Origin of the sequence: Vibrio sp. SCSIO 43140 (assembly GCF_023716585.1) — a bacterium.
Taxonomy (GTDB): Bacteria; Pseudomonadota; Gammaproteobacteria; order Enterobacterales; family Vibrionaceae; genus Vibrio; species Vibrio maritimus_B.
In genome coordinates this window covers 105947-127355 of sequence record NZ_CP071851.1, presented here as the reverse complement: position 1 = coordinate 127355, position 21409 = coordinate 105947, and the positions used below count along the sequence as shown (strand labels likewise).

Annotated in this window: 17 protein-coding genes; 7 read left to right on the top strand and 10 right to left on the bottom strand. The window is 46.4% G+C overall.

The features are described from left to right. Nucleotides 1-51: 51 nt before the first annotated feature. Complete coding sequence (malQ, locus tag J4N45_RS19215; protein ID WP_252016110.1) at nucleotides 52-2226, bottom strand: 4-alpha-glucanotransferase; 2175 nt, start codon at nucleotides 2224-2226, stop codon at nucleotides 52-54. Nucleotides 2227-2343: 117 nt separating this feature from the next. Then, nucleotides 2344-4797 (bottom strand): glycogen/starch/alpha-glucan phosphorylase, encoded by a 2454-nt coding sequence (locus tag J4N45_RS19210; protein ID WP_252016108.1) that lies wholly within the window; start codon nucleotides 4795-4797, stop codon nucleotides 2344-2346. A 541-nt stretch (nucleotides 4798-5338) separates the two neighbouring features. Between J4N45_RS19210 and malT the strand changes: the two genes are divergently transcribed. Next, nucleotides 5339-8047, top strand: coding sequence for an HTH-type transcriptional regulator MalT (gene malT, locus J4N45_RS19205; protein ID WP_252016106.1), 2709 nt, complete (start codon nucleotides 5339-5341; stop codon nucleotides 8045-8047). 65 nt (nucleotides 8048-8112) lie between these two features. Here malT and J4N45_RS19200 read toward each other — a convergent pair whose 3' ends face one another. The 6 genes from J4N45_RS19200 to phnC all read right to left on the bottom strand — a co-directional run bounded on the left by J4N45_RS19200 (nucleotide 8113) and on the right by phnC (nucleotide 13265). After that, nucleotides 8113-8589 carry a hypothetical protein gene (locus J4N45_RS19200; protein ID WP_252016104.1) on the bottom strand — a complete coding sequence of 159 codons (477 nt, stop codon included), beginning with the start codon at nucleotides 8587-8589 and terminating at the stop codon, nucleotides 8113-8115. Between the two features lie 76 nt (nucleotides 8590-8665). Continuing rightward, complete coding sequence (locus tag J4N45_RS19195) at nucleotides 8666-9316, bottom strand: Qnr family pentapeptide repeat protein (protein WP_252016102.1); 651 nt, start codon at nucleotides 9314-9316, stop codon at nucleotides 8666-8668. A 344-nt stretch (nucleotides 9317-9660) separates the two neighbouring features. Continuing rightward, nucleotides 9661-10530, bottom strand: a complete 870-nt coding sequence (gene phnE / locus J4N45_RS19190) for a phosphonate ABC transporter, permease protein PhnE (protein WP_252016100.1) — start codon at nucleotides 10528-10530, stop codon at nucleotides 9661-9663. Further along, entirely contained in the window at nucleotides 10527-11402 is an 876-nt protein-coding gene (gene phnE, locus J4N45_RS19185; RefSeq protein WP_252016098.1) for a phosphonate ABC transporter, permease protein PhnE, read from the bottom strand. Before phnE (J4N45_RS19185) ends, phnE (J4N45_RS19190) begins: the two co-directional genes overlap by 4 nt. Before the next feature lie 60 nt (nucleotides 11403-11462). Next, nucleotides 11463-12386 (bottom strand): phosphonate ABC transporter substrate-binding protein, encoded by a 924-nt coding sequence (phnD, locus tag J4N45_RS19180; RefSeq protein WP_252016096.1) that lies wholly within the window; start codon nucleotides 12384-12386, stop codon nucleotides 11463-11465. Between the two features lie 39 nt (nucleotides 12387-12425). After that, nucleotides 12426-13265 (bottom strand): phosphonate ABC transporter ATP-binding protein, encoded by an 840-nt coding sequence (gene phnC, locus J4N45_RS19175; protein ID WP_252016094.1) that lies wholly within the window; start codon nucleotides 13263-13265, stop codon nucleotides 12426-12428. A 288-nt stretch (nucleotides 13266-13553) separates the two neighbouring features. Here phnC and J4N45_RS19170 point away from each other — a divergent pair, with 288 nt between their 5' ends. From J4N45_RS19170 to J4N45_RS19160, 3 genes are all read left to right on the top strand, one after another. After that, complete coding sequence (locus J4N45_RS19170) at nucleotides 13554-13982, top strand: MarR family winged helix-turn-helix transcriptional regulator (RefSeq protein WP_252016092.1); 429 nt, start codon at nucleotides 13554-13556, stop codon at nucleotides 13980-13982. Between the two features lie 21 nt (nucleotides 13983-14003). Next, nucleotides 14004-15209, top strand: a complete 1206-nt coding sequence (locus tag J4N45_RS19165) for a multidrug effflux MFS transporter (protein WP_252016090.1) — start codon at nucleotides 14004-14006, stop codon at nucleotides 15207-15209. An 81-nt stretch (nucleotides 15210-15290) separates the two neighbouring features. Continuing rightward, nucleotides 15291-15953: an NADPH-dependent FMN reductase gene (locus tag J4N45_RS19160; protein ID WP_252016088.1), complete on the top strand. Its 663-nt coding sequence runs from the start codon at nucleotides 15291-15293 to the stop codon at nucleotides 15951-15953. A 24-nt stretch (nucleotides 15954-15977) separates the two neighbouring features. On the opposite strand, the gene J4N45_RS19155 is transcribed toward J4N45_RS19160, so the two are convergent. Both J4N45_RS19155 and J4N45_RS19150 read right to left on the bottom strand, forming a co-directional pair. Further along, nucleotides 15978-16451, bottom strand: a complete 474-nt coding sequence (locus J4N45_RS19155; protein WP_252016086.1) for a peptide-methionine (S)-S-oxide reductase — start codon at nucleotides 16449-16451, stop codon at nucleotides 15978-15980. A 133-nt stretch (nucleotides 16452-16584) separates the two neighbouring features. Continuing rightward, complete coding sequence (locus J4N45_RS19150; protein ID WP_042474788.1) at nucleotides 16585-17439, bottom strand: enoyl-CoA hydratase/isomerase family protein; 855 nt, start codon at nucleotides 17437-17439, stop codon at nucleotides 16585-16587. A gap of 208 nt (nucleotides 17440-17647) precedes the next feature. On the opposite strand from J4N45_RS19150, the gene J4N45_RS19145 reads away from it, so the two are divergent. The 3 genes from J4N45_RS19145 to J4N45_RS19135 all read left to right on the top strand — a co-directional run bounded on the left by J4N45_RS19145 (nucleotide 17648) and on the right by J4N45_RS19135 (nucleotide 21404). Then, nucleotides 17648-18553: a LysR family transcriptional regulator gene (locus tag J4N45_RS19145; RefSeq protein WP_252016084.1), complete on the top strand. Its 906-nt coding sequence runs from the start codon at nucleotides 17648-17650 to the stop codon at nucleotides 18551-18553. A gap of 159 nt (nucleotides 18554-18712) precedes the next feature. Further along, nucleotides 18713-19231 (top strand): phosphoribosyltransferase, encoded by a 519-nt coding sequence (locus J4N45_RS19140; RefSeq protein ID WP_252016082.1) that lies wholly within the window; start codon nucleotides 18713-18715, stop codon nucleotides 19229-19231. A gap of 391 nt (nucleotides 19232-19622) precedes the next feature. Beyond that, nucleotides 19623-21404, top strand: coding sequence for a sodium:solute symporter family protein (locus J4N45_RS19135; protein ID WP_252016080.1), 1782 nt, complete (start codon nucleotides 19623-19625; stop codon nucleotides 21402-21404). Nucleotides 21405-21409 lie beyond the last annotated feature (5 nt).

Below are 21409 nucleotides of genomic sequence, written 5' to 3'. Positions count from 1 at the left end.
GAACAAATATCCAATAGAATCGTGCTTTGTTAGCGATTTAAAAATCAGTGATTAGCTGGCTTTCGCGCGAACTTCCGTTAGGCGTTTAGCGATACGATTTACCCCTTCTTGAGCGAAAATTTCTTCAAGGTTCATCGACAGTTTACGACGCCAGTTCGGGTACTCATTAACCGTACCTGGAATGTTTACTGGTTTATCCATTTCTAACCAGTCTTCAAGCTGAACACTGAGTAGTGCAGATGAGCCTGCTGCTACATGAAGCTGCAGTGCTTCGCTTAGGTAAGCATCCATTGGAACTAAGCTTGCGTCACGGCCGACACCTTCAGGCAGGTAACCGTGCCACGCAACGCTATCAATGATGCCTTGCTTGCACTCTAGACGGTCATCAAATAGACCCGCTAGCTGCTCTTCGTTTGGATATAGACCAATCTCACGACCCATTTTAAGGTCATCGCAATGCCAGAAGCCGCGTAGCGTTGGCATATCGTGAGTACATAGTGCAGACATAGATTGATCCGCATAGTGCTCAGGCGAAATAAAGCCGCCATCCTCTGCTGTTTCGAAGAAGAATACCTTGTACGAGTGAACACCTGCATCGCGCAGAATCTCAACGATTTCGTCTGGCACAGTACCTAAGTCTTCACCGATAACGCTACATTGATGACGGTGCGACTCAAGCGCTAGGATTGCTAGCATGTCTTCAACTGGGTAGTAGATATACGCACCTTTCGTCGCGTTTTCACCTTTTGGAATCCACCAAAGACGTAGTAGACCTAGCACGTGGTCGATACGTAGTGAACCACAGTGCTTCATGTTCGCACGCAGTAGCTTGATGTATGCATCGTACGATGTCGCTTGCAGTACTTGTGGGTTTAGTGGAGGTAGACCCCAGTTTTGCCCCAATGGACCCAAGATATCTGGTGGAGCACCGATGCTTGCATCCATCACTAGGTTGCCATTGTCTGCCCATGTTTCAGAGCCAGAATCCGCAACACCAACAGCTAGGTCACGGTAAAGACCAACGGCCATACCCTTCTCTTCTGCTAGTGCTTGAGCTTCATTGATTTGAACATCAGCAATCCACTGCAAGTACATGTAAAGCTGAACTTTATCTTGGCTATCAGCAATATATTTTTGAGTCGCTGCATTTTCAAAACGACGGTACTTCTCTGGGAATACCGGCCAGCCCCACATATTGCTGTCTTCTGCGTGAAGCTCAGCGTGGATCGCATCGAATGCGGCTTGATGAAGTAGGCTTTCACCGCCTGCCTCAACGAAATCTAGGAATAGTTTTGCGCGCTCAGACTGCTTGTCTAGGTGACGAGATTTGAACTCATCGAATAGCAGTGGCAATACGCTCATCTTAAGCTCAGCCACTTCGGTGTAGTTCACCCAGTGTGACTCACGCGCTTTTTGCAGGCGTGCTTGGAACTCAGAGCCACCAACGATTTGCTGTGCATCTGCACTTAGCGCAAATTCTGCGACAGAGCTAACGTCGATGTAAAGAATGTTCAACCAGCGGCGAGAAGATGGGCTGTATGGGCTCGCACCTTCTGGGTTAGCAGGGAACAATGAGTGAATTGGGTTAAGACCAACAAAATCACCACCACGTGCAGCGATATCCGCTACAAGCTGTTTAAGGTCACCAAAATCACCGATACCCCAGTTATGCTGAGTACGAAGCGTGTAAAGCTGGATACTTGGACCCCAAAGCTTTTTACCTTCATCAATCGCGCTTTGTTTGTAACAAGCACGTGGAGTACGGATAAGTGTCATCTCGTAAGGTGCTTTACGGCGCTTACGCTCTAAGTAAAGCTTGTGGTAACCCCATGAAAGGTTGTTTGGTAACGCAAATACTAAAGGGCCACCCTCAGCACGTTCATCACGAACGATCTGAGATTGAAGATAGCCTTCAAGTACTTCTCCTTGCTCAGTCTCTAGACGCCAGCTGAAATCGCTTTCTCTCGCGCTCACACCTAAATGAAGTTCTACTTCAACGGCATCACCGTCTTTAACAACCAGTACAGGGTCTAGCACTTCCTTCTTATGCTTTTTCTCTGCAGATTTTAGTAGTGATTCATCATTAGTCGTGTCGTAGCCTAAAGACGCAAGCAGACGAAGAATGGTTTCGTCCTCAACTCTGGCTTCGTCGCCCCACGCACTTACGTAGCTGTCGGCTATTCTTGCCATCTCAGCAACTTGTTTTAATGCTGTTTGTTCTGTCATCGCTCTCTCCGAAGGACTTCTCTTAACCTTCAAATCGGTAGGGTTATTATTAATTTTAAAGTAAAAAGCCAAGGTACCTCTGTCCCTAAAGGAACTGAGGTACCTTAATTTTATTTATTAACGAGAAACTGATTCTAGTTTCCAAATGTTGTTCACGTAATCGCGAATTGAGCGGTCTGATGTGAACTTACCAACCAATGCGGTGTTAAGAATCGCTTTCTTAGCCCAACCAGCTTGGTCTTGGTACTGTTTGTTCATGTCTTCGTGCGCTTTCACGTAAGATGCGAAGTCAGCTAGACATAGGTATGGGTCACCACCGTCAAGTAGGCTGTCGTACGTTGCACGTAGTAGACCTGGTTGACCTGGAGTGAACTCATCACCTAGTAGTAGATCTAGAGATGCTTTCAATAGTGGGTCAGCGTTGTAGTAGTCGTATGGGTTGTAACCTGCAGCTTGCGTGCGTTTCACACCATCAACATCAAGACCGAAGATGTAGATGTTCTCGTCACCGACTTCTTCACGGATCTCAACGTTAGCACCATCCATCGTACCGATAGTAAGTGCGCCGTTAAGAGCCATCTTCATGTTACCTGTACCTGATGCTTCTTTACCTGCCATAGAGATTTGCTGAGAAACGTCAGCAGCTGGAATCAACATTTCAGCCATGCTTACACGGTAGTCAGGGATGAATACCACTTTCAGCTTACCGCCTAGGCGTGGGTCGTTGTTTACTTTCTCAGCAACCTTGTTAATCGCAAAGATGATCTCTTTCGCTAGGTGGTAGCCAGGTGCCGCTTTAGAACCGAAGAAGACAACACGTGGAGCCATATCAAATGTTGGGTCATTCAATAGGCGGTGGTATAGAGACAACACGTGTAGCAAATCTAGCTGCTGACGCTTGTACTCGTGCAGGCGCTTGATCATTACATCAAAGATAGCATTTGTGTCTAGCTCGATACCCATGTTTTCCAGAACCCAATCAGCTAGACGCTGTTTGTTTTCTTTCTTAACAGCCATGAATTCTTTTTGGAATTTCGCGTCTGTTGCGTATTCAGCAATGCCTTCTAGCTGCTCTAGTTTCGCTGGCCATTCTGGGCCCACTTTTTCAGTGATTAGCTTAGAAAGACCTGGGTTACAGAACTTCAACCAACGACGTGGCGTGATACCGTTCGTTACGTTGTGTAGACGAGTTGGGTACATCTCATGGAACTCAGGGAATAGGTCTGCTTTCACTAGCTCAGAGTGAAGTGCTGCTACACCGTTTACTGCGTATGAACCGATAACACACAGGTTAGCCATACGAACCATGCGGTGGAAACCTTCTTGGATGATAGAAAGCTTAGCTTGCTTCTCACCGTCACCAGGCCACATTGCACGTACTTCTTGTAGGAAGCGGTGGTTGATTTCAAAGATGATTTCCATGTGACGTGGAAGTAGACGCTGGATTAGCGACTCAGACCAAGTCTCTAGTGCTTCTGGAAGTAGCGTGTGGTTTGTGTACGCGAAAGTCTTGGAAGAAATCGCCCACGCGTCATCCCAGCTCAAACCTTTCTCATCAAGAAGGATGCGCATTAGTTCAGGGATAGCGATTGTTGGGTGCGTGTCGTTAAGCTGAATAGTTTCTTGCTTAGGAAGATCCGCCAGCGTGTAACCTGCAGCCTCGTGACGACGTAGAATATCGCGTACAGACGCTGCTGAGTGGAAGTACTGCTGCATTAGACGCAGTGTCTTACCTTTCTCGTGGTTGTCGTTCGGGTATAGAACCTTAGTGATGTTACCCGCATCGATTAGCGCGTGCTGTGCTTCGAAGTAGTCACCGTTGTTGAAGCTTTCTAGAGAGAATGGTGCGATTGCTTGACATTCCCAAAGACGCAGCGGATATACCGTGTCAGATTCGTAACCAACAATTGGAAGATCCCAAGGCATTGCTTTAACCGTCATGCCTGGAACCCACTTACGAACTTCTTTGCCACCTACGTTTACAACTTCAACGTGACCAAAGAAACCGATCTCTTGTGCGAGTTCTGGACGAGCTACTTCCCATGGGTAGCCTTCAACACCGCGCCATGCATCTGGAGCTTCTTTTTGACGACCATCTTCGAAAGATTGCTTGAATAGACCGTATTCGTAGTGAAGACCGTAGCCTACAGTTGGGAATTCTTGAGCGGCACATGAATCCATGAAACATGCTGCTAGACGACCTAGACCACCGTTACCTAGTGATGGGTCACGCTCTTCTTCTAGAAGGTCAGTTAGGTTGTGACCTAGCTCAGCCATTGCGTCAGTTACTTGCTCGTAAAGACCCATGCTGATTAGGTTGTTACCGGTTAGACGACCAATTAGAAATTCTAGAGATAGGTAGTTAACGCTTTTTGCGCTCTTAATGCGCTCATCCGCTTCAGTTTCAAGCAGGTCAAAAGTCGTTAGCTCAGCAAGCGCACGGCCCATTGCTAGATACCACTGACGCGAAGTCGCAGTTTCTACTGTCGTTGCGTAAGTTGCTGATAGGTGTTTCTTAACACTTTCTTGGAAAGAAGCTTTATCAAATTTTTTCTGTTGCGCAGGTTTCATTACGAAATCTCACTTTCAAGTTTTATCCATCTGTCACATATCGTGCATGGTGACGTATCCATAAACATCCTCCTAAGTCCGACTCCCTGAAGGATGAGTGAGGAGGGCGTAGGGGGCGTACTCCCCTTCACTAAGTGATCGATGTCCCATTCCGATATTGGATTCGGTTTTTTCTGGTGATAGCGATCACGCCAAGCTCAGTTTTTAATCTAAGCGCTATCGAAGAAACATTTACTATCGCATCGGTGACTAAATACAAAAATTGCTGTTGAGATCACAGTTAGCCGTAAAAAAGCCCCCAAAAAATCTGAAATTTTGTATACATGGCTGACCAATACCCTTTCGAATGCGTACCAATAAGTGACGAACTTCACATATATGAGGCGTAGTTGGGGTGTGGGACACGCAATAATTAAAATCTAGCGCTCGATCAAACACTGTATAACCTACTGTTTCATAACATCGAGGCTGCTCTATAAAGCTGTGGTAAACGCTCCCTCCTCCTTGAGGAGTAGAAACAATAATTAGTAGGAAATATCTTATGTGGATTCCTTCAAAACTGACTCGACCAGGCCGCTTGCACAACGCCATCGTTCGCCCTCGAGTATTAGATCTGCTTGCACAGGCTCCCTTTTATAAACTTGTTCTTTTTCGCTCGCCTGCAGGTTACGGTAAAACGACCATGGCCGCTCAATGGCTATCGGATAAACCACATGTAGGTTGGTACAGCATCGACGAAAGCGACAATGACCCGTTCCGTTTCGTTAACTACTTGCTGCAGGCCATCAATAAGGCCACCAACAACACCTGTCCTAACGCACAAAAGCTGGCAGAACGTCGACAGTTCTCATCGCTGCATTCTCTCTTTAGCGAAGTGTTTGCCGAACTGACTAGCTATCATCACGAGTGCTACATCGTCCTAGATGACTACCACCTGATTACTGACGAAGAAATTCATGAAGCAATGCGCTTCTTCCTTAAGCACATGCCAGACAACATCACGCTAGTGGTGACAAGTCGTGGAAATCCGCCACTGGGGACGGCGAATTTGCGCGTACGCGATCTGATGATTGAAATTGGCAATGAGCTTTTAGCATTCGATACCGAAGAAACAACGCGTTTCTTTAGTCAGCGACTGGCCAGTGAAATTGACAATGAAACCGCTAACTCACTGCGCACCTATGTTGAGGGTTGGCCTTCTGCTCTGCAGCTTTTTGCATTGCAGGCCCAGCATCAAAAACGCACCCTGGCGCAGTCAGTAGAAACCATGTCTCAGTTCAACCATGCGCACCTTTGGGACTACCTCGTGGAAGAGGTCTTCGACCTTCTTGATAAAGAGACTCGCCACTTCCTGATGCAGTGTTCAGTACTCGATCACTTTAACGACAGCTTGGTCACCGCACTGACCAAACGTGACGACGCGCTTAGTATGATCGAATCGCTAAACCGCTTTGGTTTATTTATTTACCCACTTGAAGGTGAGAACAACTGGTTTAGGTTCCACAACCTATTTGCAGAGTTCTTATCTCATGAGCGTAAAGCGCGTATTCCTCAGCAAGAGCATGAGCTGCATCTAGCTGCTGCAAACGCATGGCTGCAGCAAAAAGTCCCACACCAAGCCCTTCGTCACGCTCGCCTTGCGAATAACAACGACTTAGTGGCTGAAATACTGCTTGAGTTTGGTTGGAAGATGTTCAACCACGGTGAGCTAGCAACGCTTGAAGACGCGATTGATGTACTCTCTGCTGACCAGCTCTATAGCCAACCTAAGCTCTGCATGCTGCAAGCTTGGCTTGCTCAAAGCCAGCACAGATATAATGATGTCGGTGAACTTATTGCAAAAGCCGACGCTGAAATGGCGGATCGCAAAGTCAAACTGACCGCAAAAGAGGAAGGCGAGTTCCACGCGTTACGCGCACAAGTTGCTATTAACCAGAACTCTCCTGACAAGGCGATTGAGCTTGCAGAACTCGCGCTAAGCGAGCTAGATCATTCTGAGTATCGCAGCCGAATTGTGGCGACCTCTGTTGTCGGTGAGGTCAACCACGTCATCGGCAACCTCAGCCGTGCGCTGTCAATGATGCAGCAAACTGAGAAACTAGCGAGGCAATACCATGTCTACCATCAGGCGCTATGGGCTCAGTTGCAGCAAAGTGAAATCCTGATCGCACAAGGCTATGTTCAAGCGGCGTTTGAGATCCAAGAAAGTGCCTTCAAACTGATTGAAGAACAACAACTGCATCAAGTACCTATGCACGAGTTCTTGCTCCGAGTTCGAGCGCAAGTACTCTGGTGTTGGAACCGCCTCGATGAAGCGGAAGAGTGTGCGTACAAGGGCATCGATGTGCTCGGTAACATCGACCCAAGTAAACACCTACACAGCTACTCTATGATTGCACGCATCGCGATTGGTCGAGGTGAGCTAGACAAAGCTTCAAAAGTCATTGAGCAGATCCAGCACCTAATGAAGCAATCGACTTACCACGTTGATTGGACCGCGAACGCATCTCTATCACTGCTTCTATACTGGCAAGCGAGAAACGACATTGAATCGATTGAGCAGTGGCTAGAAACCGCGACTAGACCAGAAGAAGCGTGTAACCACTTCTCTCAATTGCAATGGCGTAACATTGCTAGAGCGCAAATAAACCTTGGTCAGTACGAGCAAGCTCAGGTTACGCTCGACTTCCTCGATAAAGAAGCGAAACAGCATCAGCTCGTAACTGATCGTAATCGCAACCTTATCGTCGAAGCGATTCTCAACGTCCACAACCGTAACGAAGAGAAAGCGAAAGAACTCCTGAAAGAAGCGTTAGTACTTACTAACCAGACAGGCATGATCGGTAACTTCCTCATTGATGGCGCTACCATTGGCCACTTGCTTGCTAACTTGGTTTCAAAGTCTGACTTGGGTGATCTCGAGCGTCACCGCGCTCAATTGCTGATGAAAGACATCAACACCACTCAGCGTAGTCGCTCAGTGCACTTTAACGAAGAGTTTGTTGAAAAGCTGGTCAACCACCCGAACATCCCTGAGTTAGTACGTACTAGCCCGCTAACCCAGCGTGAGTGGCAGGTTCTTGGTTTGATATACTCTGGTTTTAGCAATGAACAGATTGCTCAAGAACTGGATGTAGCAGGCACAACGATTAAGACTCACATTCGTAACCTGTATCAAAAGCTCAACATTGCCAATCGTAAAGAGGCAATCAGTACCGCAGAGAACTTGCTGCAGTTGATGGGGTACTAGTCCTAATCAAACACAAACCATAAAAGCAAACGCCCAGTATTTTAACTGGGCGTTTTTTTATTTTTCTAGACTTGCCTACGATGACAGCGTGTCTCCTCTCCTTTCGCATCAACAAGTACCATAGAACTCTCCGTTAATACTGAAACCTCTGTGCTAAGCAGTTGAATATCGTTTAATTCCTTTTGTATCGTTTCTGAGAGTTCATGCCCAGATGAACTGTTGCTGTCCAATGCCAGCACTTCAAACTCTTCCGTTATCGTCGACCCTTGCAATGACCAGTGACCGCTGGTGATCAACTCTACTCGAGCAGCACCTTTACCCGTCGCTATAGGAAAATTCAAAAATACCCGTCCGCTAAACTCACCATTATCACCGTAAGCTACATACACCTTAGTTTTGATCTCCGTCAGCTTGTAATCACACTGCCAAGCGCCCGACACATTTTGTTGTGTAATCGCCAACCTGTCCTCTTGCTGGCTCTTCGGCTCTCCACAGCCGACCAACAGCGCAGCCGTTAGCCCCACTACTATGATTTTATTCATGACACATCCTTGTGTTGACTGCATTTTATAAATTGTAGCGAATCTATTGTTTTCTCCGGCTATGGCATCGTCTAATTTAGGCAGGCATCACAATTAAACCTAGTGGTTCTAATAGCTGTGCCTGCTGCCAATCACAAATCTTAACACCGGTCAGATCAACCCGTCTTGGGTCTAATCCTTCAAGTTCAACATGGCATAAATCGGCGCCCTGAAATCGGAACTGTGGCCAAGCATCAGAAGAAAAAACACCACGACTTAAATCCGATTCGCGAAAAGACGCGCCTTGCAAGTTTGCACCTATCCAACGATTCTCAAACAAATCGCATTTCTCGATGATTATGCGCTCGAAATTGGTGTAGGACAGGTTGCATCCGGTGATGTAAGCCGAGCAGAAGTACATGGTATGACTCACTTGGTTGGCAAAGCGTGCTCTCACAAAGTTAGCACCCTTCAGGTCACACTCTCTAAACTCGATACCAAAGCAGTCCGCCCCTTCAAAGTTGCACATCGCCATTTGACAGTGCTTAAAGCTGGCATCTTTCAAATTGGTGTATTGAAAATGACACCCCTCTAAATCCAAGGGTTCAATAAACTTGCAGCGCTCAAAGCGAGCTTCTGAGAGGTCGGCGCGAGAAAAGTCACACTGGTAGAATTGGCAGTTCTCGAAAATTTCCCCTGAGAGATCGTGATGGCTGAAATCATGGTGTTCAAAAATTTTGTCTTTCATGGATTTTATCTTCTAGTTCGCATGGTTGAAGACTAGCATCTGACGACATTGGAATCGACAAAAACAAAACCTTTAAAAACAGCACTTTAAGACACCCAAAAATCGCCATTTTAAGGGGTCATTCGGCCACTTTTAGGGGGGTATTTTTGATTGAGCGGGCACTCAGGTGATGAAAAAAGTTTTAAGAGCTAAAGAGGCTTACAGGAGGTCGCCTCTCCAATAATCAAAAAGCCAGCATGTCACGTTGCTGGCTTTGAAATTAGTACCTTGAAGCTAAGACCTTGAAACTAAGACCTTGAAACTAAGACCTTGAAACTAAGACCTTGACGTCAGCGCCCAAAAGCTTATTTAGTCGGGGTGTACAAGGCGATGTTTTCACCCACTATGTATTTTTGTCTTAGGACGCTAGAGACCTTATCTAGTCCCATGATAATGGCGACAAGCACTAGGGTGATAAAGGTCACCACATCCCAGTTCCATAGTCGCATGTTCTCAGCATAGACCAGACCAATACCACCAGCACCTACAAAGCCAAGAACCGCAGCCGAGCGAGTATTTGACTCAAGCTGATATAGGCTCAACGCCAAGAAAGTCGGAAATGATTGAGTAAAGATACCGAATCGATGTTTCTGCAGGTTATTGGCACCCATTGCTGTTAAACCGCGTGATGGCTTTTTATCAGCCGCTTCGTGGCTTTCTGCGTAGAGTTTACCAAACAGACCTAGATCCTGGATAAACACCGCCATCACACCGGCAAGTGGGCCAAGACCCACTGCACGAACAAAGATCATCCCCCATATCGCCATATCGATACCACGCAAAACATCAAAGATACGGCGCATCATGATGGCAATCAGTCGAAACGGTCCTGTCATCACATTGCGAGCAGCCAAGAATGAAAGCGGCAGAGCAACTAACGAGGCCGTTAGCGTACCACCGAACACGATCGCTAGCGTAATACCAATTTGCTTGAAGTAGTAACCAAATGGCCAATCCCAGAAGTCGCGCCACACAAACATGTGTAAGAAGTAGCTCATGATCTTGCTGTTACCCATCTCAAATTGCTGAGACGACACACCAAAGAAGTGGAAAAACACCAAATAATAGAGAACAACCGCAGCGACGCTCGCGGCAACAACCGTTAAGTAACGACGCTGTTTATCAAAAATGGCTTTGTTTTCTTGTTTGATTTGCTCAAGGGTCATTTCAGTCATTGGCTGTCTCCATTGATGACTTTCTTCCTCAGTACGCCAGACGTGGTATCTATAATGGCCACCACCAGGATGATTAGAAGCAGCGTAATACTGACCTGGTCGTTGCGTCCCAGACTAATGTTTGTCATTAGCTCCTGTCCGATACCTCCCGCGCCAACTAAACCAAGAATGGTCGACGAGCGGAAGTTAATCTCAAATCTCAGGAACACATATGAAAGGACCGTCGGTTTAACCTGTGGCCAGAATGCAAATCGAATGCGTTGGATAGGTCTTGCGCCTGATGCTGTAAGCCCTCGAACCGGTTTGTCGGAAACCGTCTCGATCGACTCATAGAAAAGCTTGGTCAAGCTGCCAATAGTATGAAGCGTCAGAGCGACGAAACCAGGGAACGTACCCACACCATAAGCCATCACGAACATCACCGCCCAAGCTAGTTCTGGCATTGTGCGTAGAAACGCCACAAAAGAACGAATACCAAAGCGAACAGGCGCAGGCGCATAGCTGTTACTGGCAGCTAAGAATGCCAACACAATCGCAATCACAGAAGACACTAAGGTGGCAGCAATCGCAACATTTATGGTTTCCCATAACAGCGGGATCTGGATGTGTAGCCGATAACCCCAGTAGATGAGCGAGCCTGGCACGGCGCGTCCGTTTTCATCTCGACTGGCGAACAGAACGTCCCATGATAAATTCGGGATAGTGTCGTAGATGTAATCAAATAACGCTGGAGCATTACGTATGATGGTCGACAGGCTGAACTCAGCGTAGTGACCAGAAAGCAAATAGAGCAACATAAACAGAGAGGACCACATAAGAGCGTCCATTTTCTGCTTACGGCGAACCTGTTGATAGTATTGTTCGAACTGCATGGAGTAACCGTAGAAGTAGCAAAGCCGGCTGCGAACAGCCAGCTTGATTAACAGAGGAGATTAGCGCTGAGCAAACTTAGTCGCTTTTACCAGATCGATGATCGATTGGTATTCAGCAACGCTGGTCTCTTCTAGGTGAAGAGAGCCACCCGCAGCTTTGCTAAAGCAGTCGTTATTTTCACGATCTAGCTTCTTCACAGCCGCCACTAGGTCGTCTTTGAATTTCGGGTCTAGACGGTTGCTCACAATCGTAGGACCGTTTGCAATAAGTGGTGATTCCCAAATGATACGAATCTTGTTCATTAGCTCTGCATCATGGTCCATGTAGCGAAGCAGTGCGCCGGCACTGTAACCTTTACTCGCATCACCAACCATAGAAGACCAAGTTACTGCGGCATCGAACTGGCCGTTCAGTACACCAACGATGTCTTGTTCGTGGCCACCAGAGAAGTTAACTGAGCTGAAGAAGCCGTTGAACTGGTTGTCCATATTGCCGCCTAGCGTCTGCTCTAGCTGGTTGTTTGGAATCAAGAAGCCTGAAGTAGAGTTTGGATCGGCAAACGAGAACACCTTACCCTTAAGATCTTCAATCGACTGATATGGGCTATCTTCCTGTACCAAGATAACCGAGTGGTAACCGCGCGAGTTATCTGTGTTATCAACCGTGATACCAACTAGTTCTACCGCTTCTGGGTCATTAAGATAGATCTCAGCGTATGACTTTGGCGACATGTTAATAACCAAGTCGATTTTTTCACCCAAAAGACCTTGAATAACCGCGTTGTAGTCACTTGAGTTACGAATATTGGTTTTAACACCTAGCTCAGCATTTAGAAAATCCGCAACACACTGGTTGTCACCGATCTGCTGTGCTGCGTTTTGACCACCAAGAATACCTAGATTGATCTCTTTTGGTGCCGCTGCTTGAGCGTTAAATGCCAAAGCAGATGCCGCTGCAACACCGAGGGATAGAAGCTTTTTCATGACTTGTCCTTAAACGTATAGTCCACTTAGTTTTTTTGATTAACTGATCTGGTCGATTTCGTCGCCATAAAGACGATGCAAAACCTGATCATTGAGCCCAGAAGGGTGACCGTCGTAGATGACCTGCCCTTTGGCGAGACCAATAACACGAGTACAGTACTCCTGAACTAATTCGATAGAGTGAAGGTTGACCATTACCGCAACGCCATCACTGCTGACTTTTTGCAGTGCTTCCATAATTCGCACGGTATTTTTCGGGTCTAAAGAAGCAACAGGTTCATCAGCCAAAAGGATTTTCGGGTTTTGCATCATGGCGCGGCATATCGCGACACGTTGCTGCTGACCACCTGACAAGTTCTCGGCACGTTGCAACGCGTACGGCAGCATATTCAGCCACTTAAGCAGCTGAATCGCTTGCGCCTTGTCTTTGTCACTGAAGACTTTTAACAATGACTTCAGTGTTGAGGTATGGCTTAGACGACCGAGCAAAACATTCGAAATGACATCAAGGCGAGGCACTAAGCAGAAATCTTGAAAAATCATTCCGCAGTGGGTGCGCCACTCACGAAGCTCTTTACGGTTCATCATCAGCACATCATCGGTACTTTGGTCGCGATGCACATTTAAGATGTTTCCGCCTGTTGCGGGAATCGTACCGTTAAGTGTGTGAAGCAAGGTCGACTTACCAGCACCAGAACGACCGACTACAGCAACAAACTCGCCAGCTCGTAACTCAAAGCTGATGCCATCTAAAACCATCTTGCCTTGTTGATAGGCTTTCATTAGCCCGTTGACTTCTAAAACTTTACGACCAAAGTCTTGCTGTAACTGTTCACTGTTGTCCGACACGAGGGACAACTCGGGTGCGCTTAATGCCATACCCTTTCTCCGAGTAGCTATTTACAAATTGAACAGCATTACATCGCAGTAATTTGACGGATTTTCGATGTTTTTATGACCAATTGATGAATCACAGGTCTCGACAATTGTTTAACCCGTCAAAAAACATATGCTCGAAATCAATATATTAGCCCCTCAATCCCCTTCGCTCAGCCAAACACCAGTTACAGCAAACTTTTGCGAGAACTGAGAAGTATTAGTTGACTTAATCAACAATATCGATACCATTTGTTGACTAGATCAACTAATTCATCCATTGAATACACCATGACAGATTATCGAGCCATCAATCACGCGCTACGCGAGATAAGAATGAAAACCCGTGGAAAGATGATTGCGGAAGTCACAAGACAAAAAGTCGAGTTTTCTCCACTAGAACACAAGGCAATGTCTGATATTCGTGCCCTTTGCGAAGCCTCTCAACAAGCCTTAGTGGAATCAATGAATCGTGACAAAGCACAGATCGCCAGAATCATTGCAAGACTGCATAGACAAGACTTGATCATTAAAGAAAGTAGCCCAAGCGATCGACGTTCGGTTCAGCTTACTCTGAGTGAGAAAGGTGAAAAACTGCTCAAACGACTCGACCAAGTTGAAATGGAAATGATGACAGAAATGCTCACAGGATTTTCTGACGACGAAGCGGACACTCTCAAAGTGTTATTAGAACGCGTCAACAACAACCTGAGCTACTAACCCGGTTTATAGGAGAACAACTTGAAACAAACCCAACCCATCCTCGGGCAAAAAGGCACGCTATTTTTTCTCGTCATTATTAGTGCATTCCCACCACTAACGATTGACCTCTATTTGCCAGCCTTGCCGACTATGGTGGACATCTTTGATACCACAGAATCCATGGTTAACCTGACGCTAAGCAGCTATTTCGTTACCTATGCGCTTGGTCTACTTTTCTGGGGACCGCTGAGTGAAAAATTTGGGCGAAAACCCATATTACTGACCGGTATTGGGGGCTATATGCTAGCGAGCATTGCCTGTGCAATGTCCAATGATATCGAGCATCTTATTGCAGCTCGCGTCCTACAAGCATTTGCGGGTAGTGCCATTACCGTTGTCTCGACATCCGTAGTCAAAGACCTGTTTGACGGACGCGAGCGTGAGCGGATTATGGCCACCATCATGTCGCTGGTTATCATTGCCCCTATGGTCGCTCCCGTACTCGGTGCATTCTTGCTGCAAATTGCCTCGTGGCGCATGATGTTCGTCACCCTTGCTGTCTTTGGTGCCTGTGCCTCTATCCTCGCATTTTGCTATAAAGAAACGCTCGAGACTCGTTACACGGGCTCATTAGTCCGCTCCTGGACCCGCCTTGGTGTGGTGATTAGAAACCCGCGTTTTGTAATTCTATTGTGCATTTTCTCTATCGCACCAATGGCGCTCATGGGCTTTCTCGCGGCAGGCTCTTATATCTACATTAATGGCTTTGGTTTGACAGAACAGCAATTTAGCTACTTCTTCTCATTTAATGCCATCGTCGCGTCTTTTGGACCGACTATCTATATGAAGCTGTCTCGTCACATTGCAGTGCAGAACGTTATCTCTGGGTGCTTTGCAGTGTTAGTCGCGGTAGGCGTAATGACACTGACCTTTGGTGACACTTCGCCATGGGCATTCGCCTTGCTTGCCGCACCTGCAACACTCATGGTGATCATGATGCGCGTACCGGCAACCAACTTAATGCTCGATCAACAAGACAAAGACACTGGCTCTGCGGTCGCCCTGATTCAGTTCTTCGCCATGATCTGCGGGTCTATCGGAATGGTTCTTGTCTCAATCCGACCAGAGTCATTAATTGCCAACTTAGGAATGATTCAGCTGTGTATCGGTATTGTGGGAGGCGTGTTGTGGCTAGTAGTACGAAACCGCACGTTTGTGACTGATAATCTAGTGAAAGCGAGCTAGCAATCCACATCATTTCAAAAGGGGCATATCGCCCCTTTTTTTGTATACTCGATAAGCACTTAGATATAAGGAATCTGTCGTATGAAATTCTTGGTCTTTCTCGGTTCTGTTCGCGAGAGTACACCCCCGCGCCCTGCTCGGCTTGGTGCCAGAGTGAGTCTTGCCTGCGAATCTCTTCTGAAAAAAGTCTATCCAGAACACGAAGTAGAGATCATCGATCCGCTAGATCTCGACCTTGGGGAGATTTTCAAACCCGAGTTTGCCTATAGTCGTAAACAGGTTCCGGCTGACCTGAAACAGCTAGCCGACAAAATCGCTGAAGCGGATGGCTACGTGATGGTCTCACCCGAGTACAATCATTCTATGAGCCCTGCTTTAGCGCACCTTCTCAATCATTTCGGCAGTTCACTATTTTCTTACAAGCCGAGTGCTATCGTCACTTATTCTGCGGGTCAATGGGGCGGAGCCAGAGCTGCTGTTTCGATGCGAACTTTCCTCTCAGAGCTTGGATGTCTGCCAGTTTCTGCCATGATCCATATTCCAAACGCCGCTAAGGTGTTTGATGAGGAGGGCTGTGCAAATAGCGATGAAGCTCAGAATGAGTGGGACAGCTATATGGATCGAACCATGGCTCAGCTGGTTTGGTGGGCAGAGGGAGCTAAGCAGCAACGTGAAAATCTAGACCCAAATACACTCATTCAGGCATTTCAGCGCGACCCTTCACAAAGAAACGCGCCAAAGTAATCGGATAGCAAAAATGACGCGTGTTTATCGCTTGTATTTGTGAAGTAGATTTTTAGAGATGTGGCAATAGTCGTCTGGACGCAAGGTTAATCTGTCTTGATGCTCTTCATCACTCTTGACGTAATTGCTAAGCGGCAACACCTCAACCACGATTTTTTCTGCGTCTGGGCGAGCTGCAATATACTGCTCGACAAGCTTTAAGTGCTGAGGATTCACACTGTAAACTCCAGTGCGGTATTTCGTCCCCACATCTTCACCTTGTTTGTTAAGGCTATACGGGTCGATGATCTCAAAGAAGAAATCCATGAGCTGCTCAACAGAGACTTGCTCAGGGTCGAACTCGGTCAACACACACTCGGCATACCCGTCGTAGTCAGTTTTTGTATTGTCGGTTGTGCCATTGGCTCGGCCTGCTTGAGTGTTAATCACACCTGGCAAGTGACGCATAAACTCCTGCACTCCCCACAAGCAGCCACCAGCAAAATAGATTTTTTCCATATGTATGACACCTAAAACAATTCAATGAATCTGCGTTGGAGACAAGAAAGTATCACAGTTTTATAGGGGATGGGACAGCAAACAGAGAAGGCAGACCACTCGGCCTGCCTGCTCTGTTTCTACCTTTGCAGCTTTAGTCTTCATTTTTAATATCTTGGATGTCGATGACCAATTTCTCCCAATTCTTCTGATTTTCAAGGTCGAACTGTGCCCCTTGCTCATCTGCCCAGGTAAAACGCTTGATCGCCGCCGTTTTACTCGTCGCTTGGTATAGCCAGTAAGCCTCAGCCTTAAGTGCATCATCGATGGGCTTATCAATAGATTCATAAACGGTCTGTTTACAAGCGTTAATGGATTCGGCTGGGAACTGAGCAATACGGCGCGCGAGATTTTCCACGTACTCCCCAATCTCGTCCGGCTCTAACGCTTTGTTGATGGTTCCGTACGCTTCTGCCTCGTCGGCATCAAAATCTCGGGCACTCAAGATTATTTCGAGCGCACGTCCTAAGCCTACTTGGCGAGCCATGCGTGAAGCACCGCCACCACAAGGCAAGATCCCCATTGCGACTTCCATCTGCATAAACTTGTATTTACCTCGAGCAGCAAATCTCATGTCGCACGCCAGTGCGAACTCATGACCGCCGCCTCGGGCAAAGCCTTCAATTTTGGCAATAGTTGCTTGAGGCAGCTTACTGATTCGTTCCAACACTGCTTGAAGATCCAATAGCTTAGCTTCGTCTCGTGGTACCGTATCCATTGACATATCGCGAAGCAAATTGGTGTCGTAATGACAAACCCAAATATCTGGATTCGCCGACTGAAACACCACGACCTTTACCTCTCTATCGCGTTCGAGGCGCAAGGCAAGGCTACTTAAGTCAGCCAACATTTCTTGCCCTTGTACATTCACTGGCGGGTAATCAATCGTCACCCAAGCAATGCCATTGTCGATTTCTACTGAGAATGTCGTGAAGTTTTTGTATTCCATGGTCTATCCCTCTTATCCTGTTCCAACCGAATTAATCAAACCGAGAAGTTGGTTTGTTTTGGAAACAACCAAAGCGTAGGAAAGACTACCCAAAAGGATTAGGCGCCATTTCATGATTTAGAATTCGGTATTTTCGGGTAATTGTTGGACTATACTTTGCTTCTAAACTACTAGGTCATTGCGTTCAAATACTTAGGAAACAGGATCTATGGAAACAGAGAGCCTGCGACTGTTTATCAAGGTCGCGGAGGTGCTCAACATCAGCGCCGCGGGAAAATCGCTAGGGCTCGCCCCCGCGATTGCAAGCTCTCGCTTATCTAAATTAGAAAACCAGATAGGCGCTGACTTATTCCATCGCTCTACCCGAAAAATCACACTTTCCACCCAAGGCGAGCAGTTTCTTCCGTACGCCAGAGAGATATTAAAGCAACACGATGCAGCCTTGAATGTAATCGGTAAGGATCCAGATGACGCTTCTGGGACCATTCGCTTTGCCGTCTCAAGCACGTTTGCTCAGCTTTATATCGTTCCCATTTTGCCTGAGTTTCTTGACCGCAATCCTAACATCACTATTGACCTCAAACTTGGTGACAAAGAGTTAAATATTATCGAGCATGGTATCGATCTGGCGCTAAGAAATAGTGCTATCAAAGACAGCGGCTTGCGCGCTCGAAAGCTTGCTGATGATCGCCGCATACTCTGCGCATCACCAGACTATCTTTCTCGAAAAGGGATGCCCGGAGAGCCAACCTCGCTTATCAATCATGACATCATCATGTTCAAAGACGCCAAACCGAGAAAGTTACACAGCAACAGGGACAATAGCGCCATGTTTCCTCCTGATAACAGCAAGATACGGCTAATTTGCGACGATGGTACTAGTATGCGAATAGCTACAGCTGCTGGAATAGGCATCTCAATGAACGCCTATTGGAGCGTCTATCATGATTTAAAGGCTGGAAAGCTCGTACAAGTATTGCCTAACTATGAAGTAGAAGATAACACCTCCATATGGCTTGTTTACCCTAAAGCAAACGCACTGAGCCCAAAAGTGCGTCTATTTATAGATTACCTCATCGACAAGTTTGGAAGCCCGCCTTCTTGGGAGCGCTAGCGCGTAGGTCGAGGTCAAAGACTAGAGAGTTGAGAAGTACTCATCATTTCTATGCGAAGCAGGTAACAACTCACTCGTCCGCTTCTATACCGAGTGCTAGGATGTGGATAGTCACAGACACGCCGCATTATTGGAATCGCGGCTTAACGGAGAAAAACTATGCGTAATCGGCATTTAGGCGAGCTCGTTTTGAGTGAAGCGCAGATACAAGCTGGCACAAAGAAAGTTGCTGAGCTTATCAATCAACAGTTTGAAGAGGTGGTCGTCATCTCTGTTGTACCGGGAGGCATCTTATTTACTGCCGACCTAGTCAGACAGCTGGAAATTGAAGTTAGAATGGATACGATCTCATGCCCACATACACCAGGCGATCGAAACAATCAGTCCAAGATCGTTTATCACCAAAATATCGAGATTGAAGGCAAAGATGTTATCGTCATTGACGATGCCATTGAGTCTGGCGGTACTATGAAACGTCTGGTCGAGTATTTGTCGACTCACTATCAACCAAAAACGTTGTCCATTGCCACTTTGTTTGTCAAGCCAGGCAGAGTCGATATCCCCTTCCCTCAGCTTTACGCTTATGAAATGGAAAATGACGACCTACTCGTCGGTTACGGCTTACCTTGGCAAGATAAGCTGCGCAATGTGCCGTATGTCTCCAAGCTCGTAAAATAACGTAATTCTAGACTAAGTTATTCATTTCATAATCCTTCAGTAAATATATTCTCATTTGATGAGAATATATTTACTTATAAAAGTTCGAATATAAATAGCAGTTTTATTCCTACACACTCCTTTTATTTCTATGCAACTAAACTTTCTTTCCATAACGACAAATTTCTCTTATAAACAATATCAAACCATTGACTTAAATAATCATAAACATCTGTTTTATAAAGATTAAACCCCAACCGCTCATATACTTTAATTTTCACCATTTACTTATCGTTAATATTAAATTTTCTATATTTTTTTATACCATCACACAATTAAAATATAATACTACAATTAAAAATAACTCTAGATATGATGTCGACATATATCAACGAACGTGAGATTACCCAAGATGGAACTCAATACTTTTATTGTCGGCATCTACTTTCTTTTTCTAATCGCTATCGGTTGGATGTTCCGCACATTTACCAGCACAACCAGTGACTACTTTCGCGGGGGCGGTAACATGCTTTGGTGGATGGTAGGTGCTACCGCATTCATGACCCAGTTCAGTGCTTGGACATTTACCGGGGCAGCGGGCAAAGCATACTCAGATGGCTTTGCTGTTGCGATCATCTTTGTCGCAAACGCATTTGGTTATCTGATGAACTACTTGTACTTCGCCCCTAAGTTTCGCCAACTGCGCGTTGTTACACCAATCGATGCGATTCGCATGCGCTTTGGCTCCAAAAACGAGCAAGTTTTCACTTGGTCTTCAATGCCGAACAGCGTTATCTCAGCTGGTATCTGGTTAAATGGTCTAGCGATCATTGCTTCGGGTATCTTCGGGTTTGATATGACAACAACGATTGTGTTGACCGGTCTCGTTGTGCTAGTCATGTCAGTAAGTGGCGGCTCTTGGGCGGTTATCGCATCTGACTTCATGCAGATGGTTATCATCATGGCTGTAACCATTACCTGTGCTGTCGTCGCGGTGATTCATGGCGGTGGTGTTGGTGAAATTATCGATAACTTCCCAGTACAAGAAGGGGCATCATTTGTTTCTGGTAACAACCTAAACTATCTAGGCATCTTTAGTATCTGGGCATTCTGTATCTTCCTGAAACAGTTCAGTATCACTAACAACATGCTCAACTCGTACCGTTACCTAGCAGCAAAAGACTCGAAAAACGCTAAAAAAGCGGCGCTACTAGCGTGTGTGTTGATGACCATGGGCCCTGTTATTTGGTTTATGCCTTCTTGGTTTATTGCCGGACAAGGTGTTGATCTTGCTGCCCAATACCCTGATGCAGGTAAAAAAGCAGGTGACTTTGCCTACCTATACTTCGTAGAAAAATACATGCCAGTTGGAATGGTGGGTCTACTTATCGCGGCCATGTTCGCTGCGACCATGTCTTCGATGGACTCAGGCTTAAACCGTAACTCAGGCATCTTTGTGATGAACTTCTACCAGCCTATCTTGCGCCCAAATGCGACAGAAAGAGAGCTGATGTTTGTCTCTAAAGCAACATCAGCCGTATTTGGCTTAGTCATCATTTTGATTGCGCTGTTCATCAACTCTCTAAAAGGATTAAGCCTGTTCGATACCATGATGTACGTGGGCGCATTAATCAGCTTCCCGATGACCATCCCTGCATTCTGCGGTTTCTTCGTCAAGAAAACGCCTGACTGGGCTGGCTGGGGCACGCTATTGGTTGGTGCCATCGTTTCTTACATTGTTGGCTTTATGATTACCGCCGACCACATTGAAGCCTGGTTTGGTCTAAATGAGCTAACAAAACGTGAGTGGGCAGACGCAAAAGTCGCTATTGGCTTGGTCGCACACATGGTAATTACAGCTGGGTTCTTCTGTCTAACTACATTGTTCTACAAACCGCTTGAAGAGCAACGTCAAAAAGATGTCGATAAGTTCTTCAATAACTTGGCAACTCCACTAGTCAGCGACTCCACTGAGCAGAAAAAGCTGGATAACAAACAGCGTAAAATGCTGGGCTCATTGATTGCGGTATCAGGTATCGGCGTTATCGCAATGTTTGCCTTGCCAAACCCACTTTGGGGACGAATGACCTTTGTGTTGTGTGGTGCCATCGTGCTGGGTGTTGGCTTACTACTCGTTAAAGCTGTCGATGACTCAGTGGAAGAAAAAGTCGTGAAAACAGCAACAAACAACTAATATCG

What these genes read in the sequence shown, in the direction of transcription:
- malQ (WP_252016110.1), bottom strand. Translation starts at nt 2,226, where the DNA reads ATGACAGAACAAACAGCATTAAAACAAGTTGCTGAGATGGCAAGAATA.
- J4N45_RS19210 (WP_252016108.1), bottom strand. Translation starts at nt 4,797, where the DNA reads ATGAAACCTGCGCAACAGAAAAAATTTGATAAAGCTTCTTTCCAAGAA.
- malT (WP_252016106.1), top strand. Translation starts at nt 5,339, where the DNA reads ATGTGGATTCCTTCAAAACTGACTCGACCAGGCCGCTTGCACAACGCC.
- J4N45_RS19200 (WP_252016104.1), bottom strand. Translation starts at nt 8,589, where the DNA reads ATGAATAAAATCATAGTAGTGGGGCTAACGGCTGCGCTGTTGGTCGGC.
- J4N45_RS19195 (WP_252016102.1), bottom strand. Translation starts at nt 9,316, where the DNA reads ATGAAAGACAAAATTTTTGAACACCATGATTTCAGCCATCACGATCTC.
- phnE (WP_252016100.1), bottom strand. Translation starts at nt 10,530, where the DNA reads ATGACTGAAATGACCCTTGAGCAAATCAAACAAGAAAACAAAGCCATT.
- phnE (WP_252016098.1), bottom strand. Translation starts at nt 11,402, where the DNA reads ATGCAGTTCGAACAATACTATCAACAGGTTCGCCGTAAGCAGAAAATG.
- phnD (WP_252016096.1), bottom strand. Translation starts at nt 12,386, where the DNA reads ATGAAAAAGCTTCTATCCCTCGGTGTTGCAGCGGCATCTGCTTTGGCA.
- phnC (WP_252016094.1), bottom strand. Translation starts at nt 13,265, where the DNA reads ATGGCATTAAGCGCACCCGAGTTGTCCCTCGTGTCGGACAACAGTGAA.
- J4N45_RS19170 (WP_252016092.1), top strand. Translation starts at nt 13,554, where the DNA reads ATGACAGATTATCGAGCCATCAATCACGCGCTACGCGAGATAAGAATG.
- J4N45_RS19160 (WP_252016088.1), top strand. Translation starts at nt 15,291, where the DNA reads ATGAAATTCTTGGTCTTTCTCGGTTCTGTTCGCGAGAGTACACCCCCG.
- J4N45_RS19155 (WP_252016086.1), bottom strand. Translation starts at nt 16,451, where the DNA reads ATGGAAAAAATCTATTTTGCTGGTGGCTGCTTGTGGGGAGTGCAGGAG.
- J4N45_RS19150 (WP_042474788.1), bottom strand. Translation starts at nt 17,439, where the DNA reads ATGGAATACAAAAACTTCACGACATTCTCAGTAGAAATCGACAATGGC.
- J4N45_RS19145 (WP_252016084.1), top strand. Translation starts at nt 17,648, where the DNA reads ATGGAAACAGAGAGCCTGCGACTGTTTATCAAGGTCGCGGAGGTGCTC.
- J4N45_RS19140 (WP_252016082.1), top strand. Translation starts at nt 18,713, where the DNA reads ATGCGTAATCGGCATTTAGGCGAGCTCGTTTTGAGTGAAGCGCAGATA.
- J4N45_RS19135 (WP_252016080.1), top strand. Translation starts at nt 19,623, where the DNA reads ATGGAACTCAATACTTTTATTGTCGGCATCTACTTTCTTTTTCTAATC.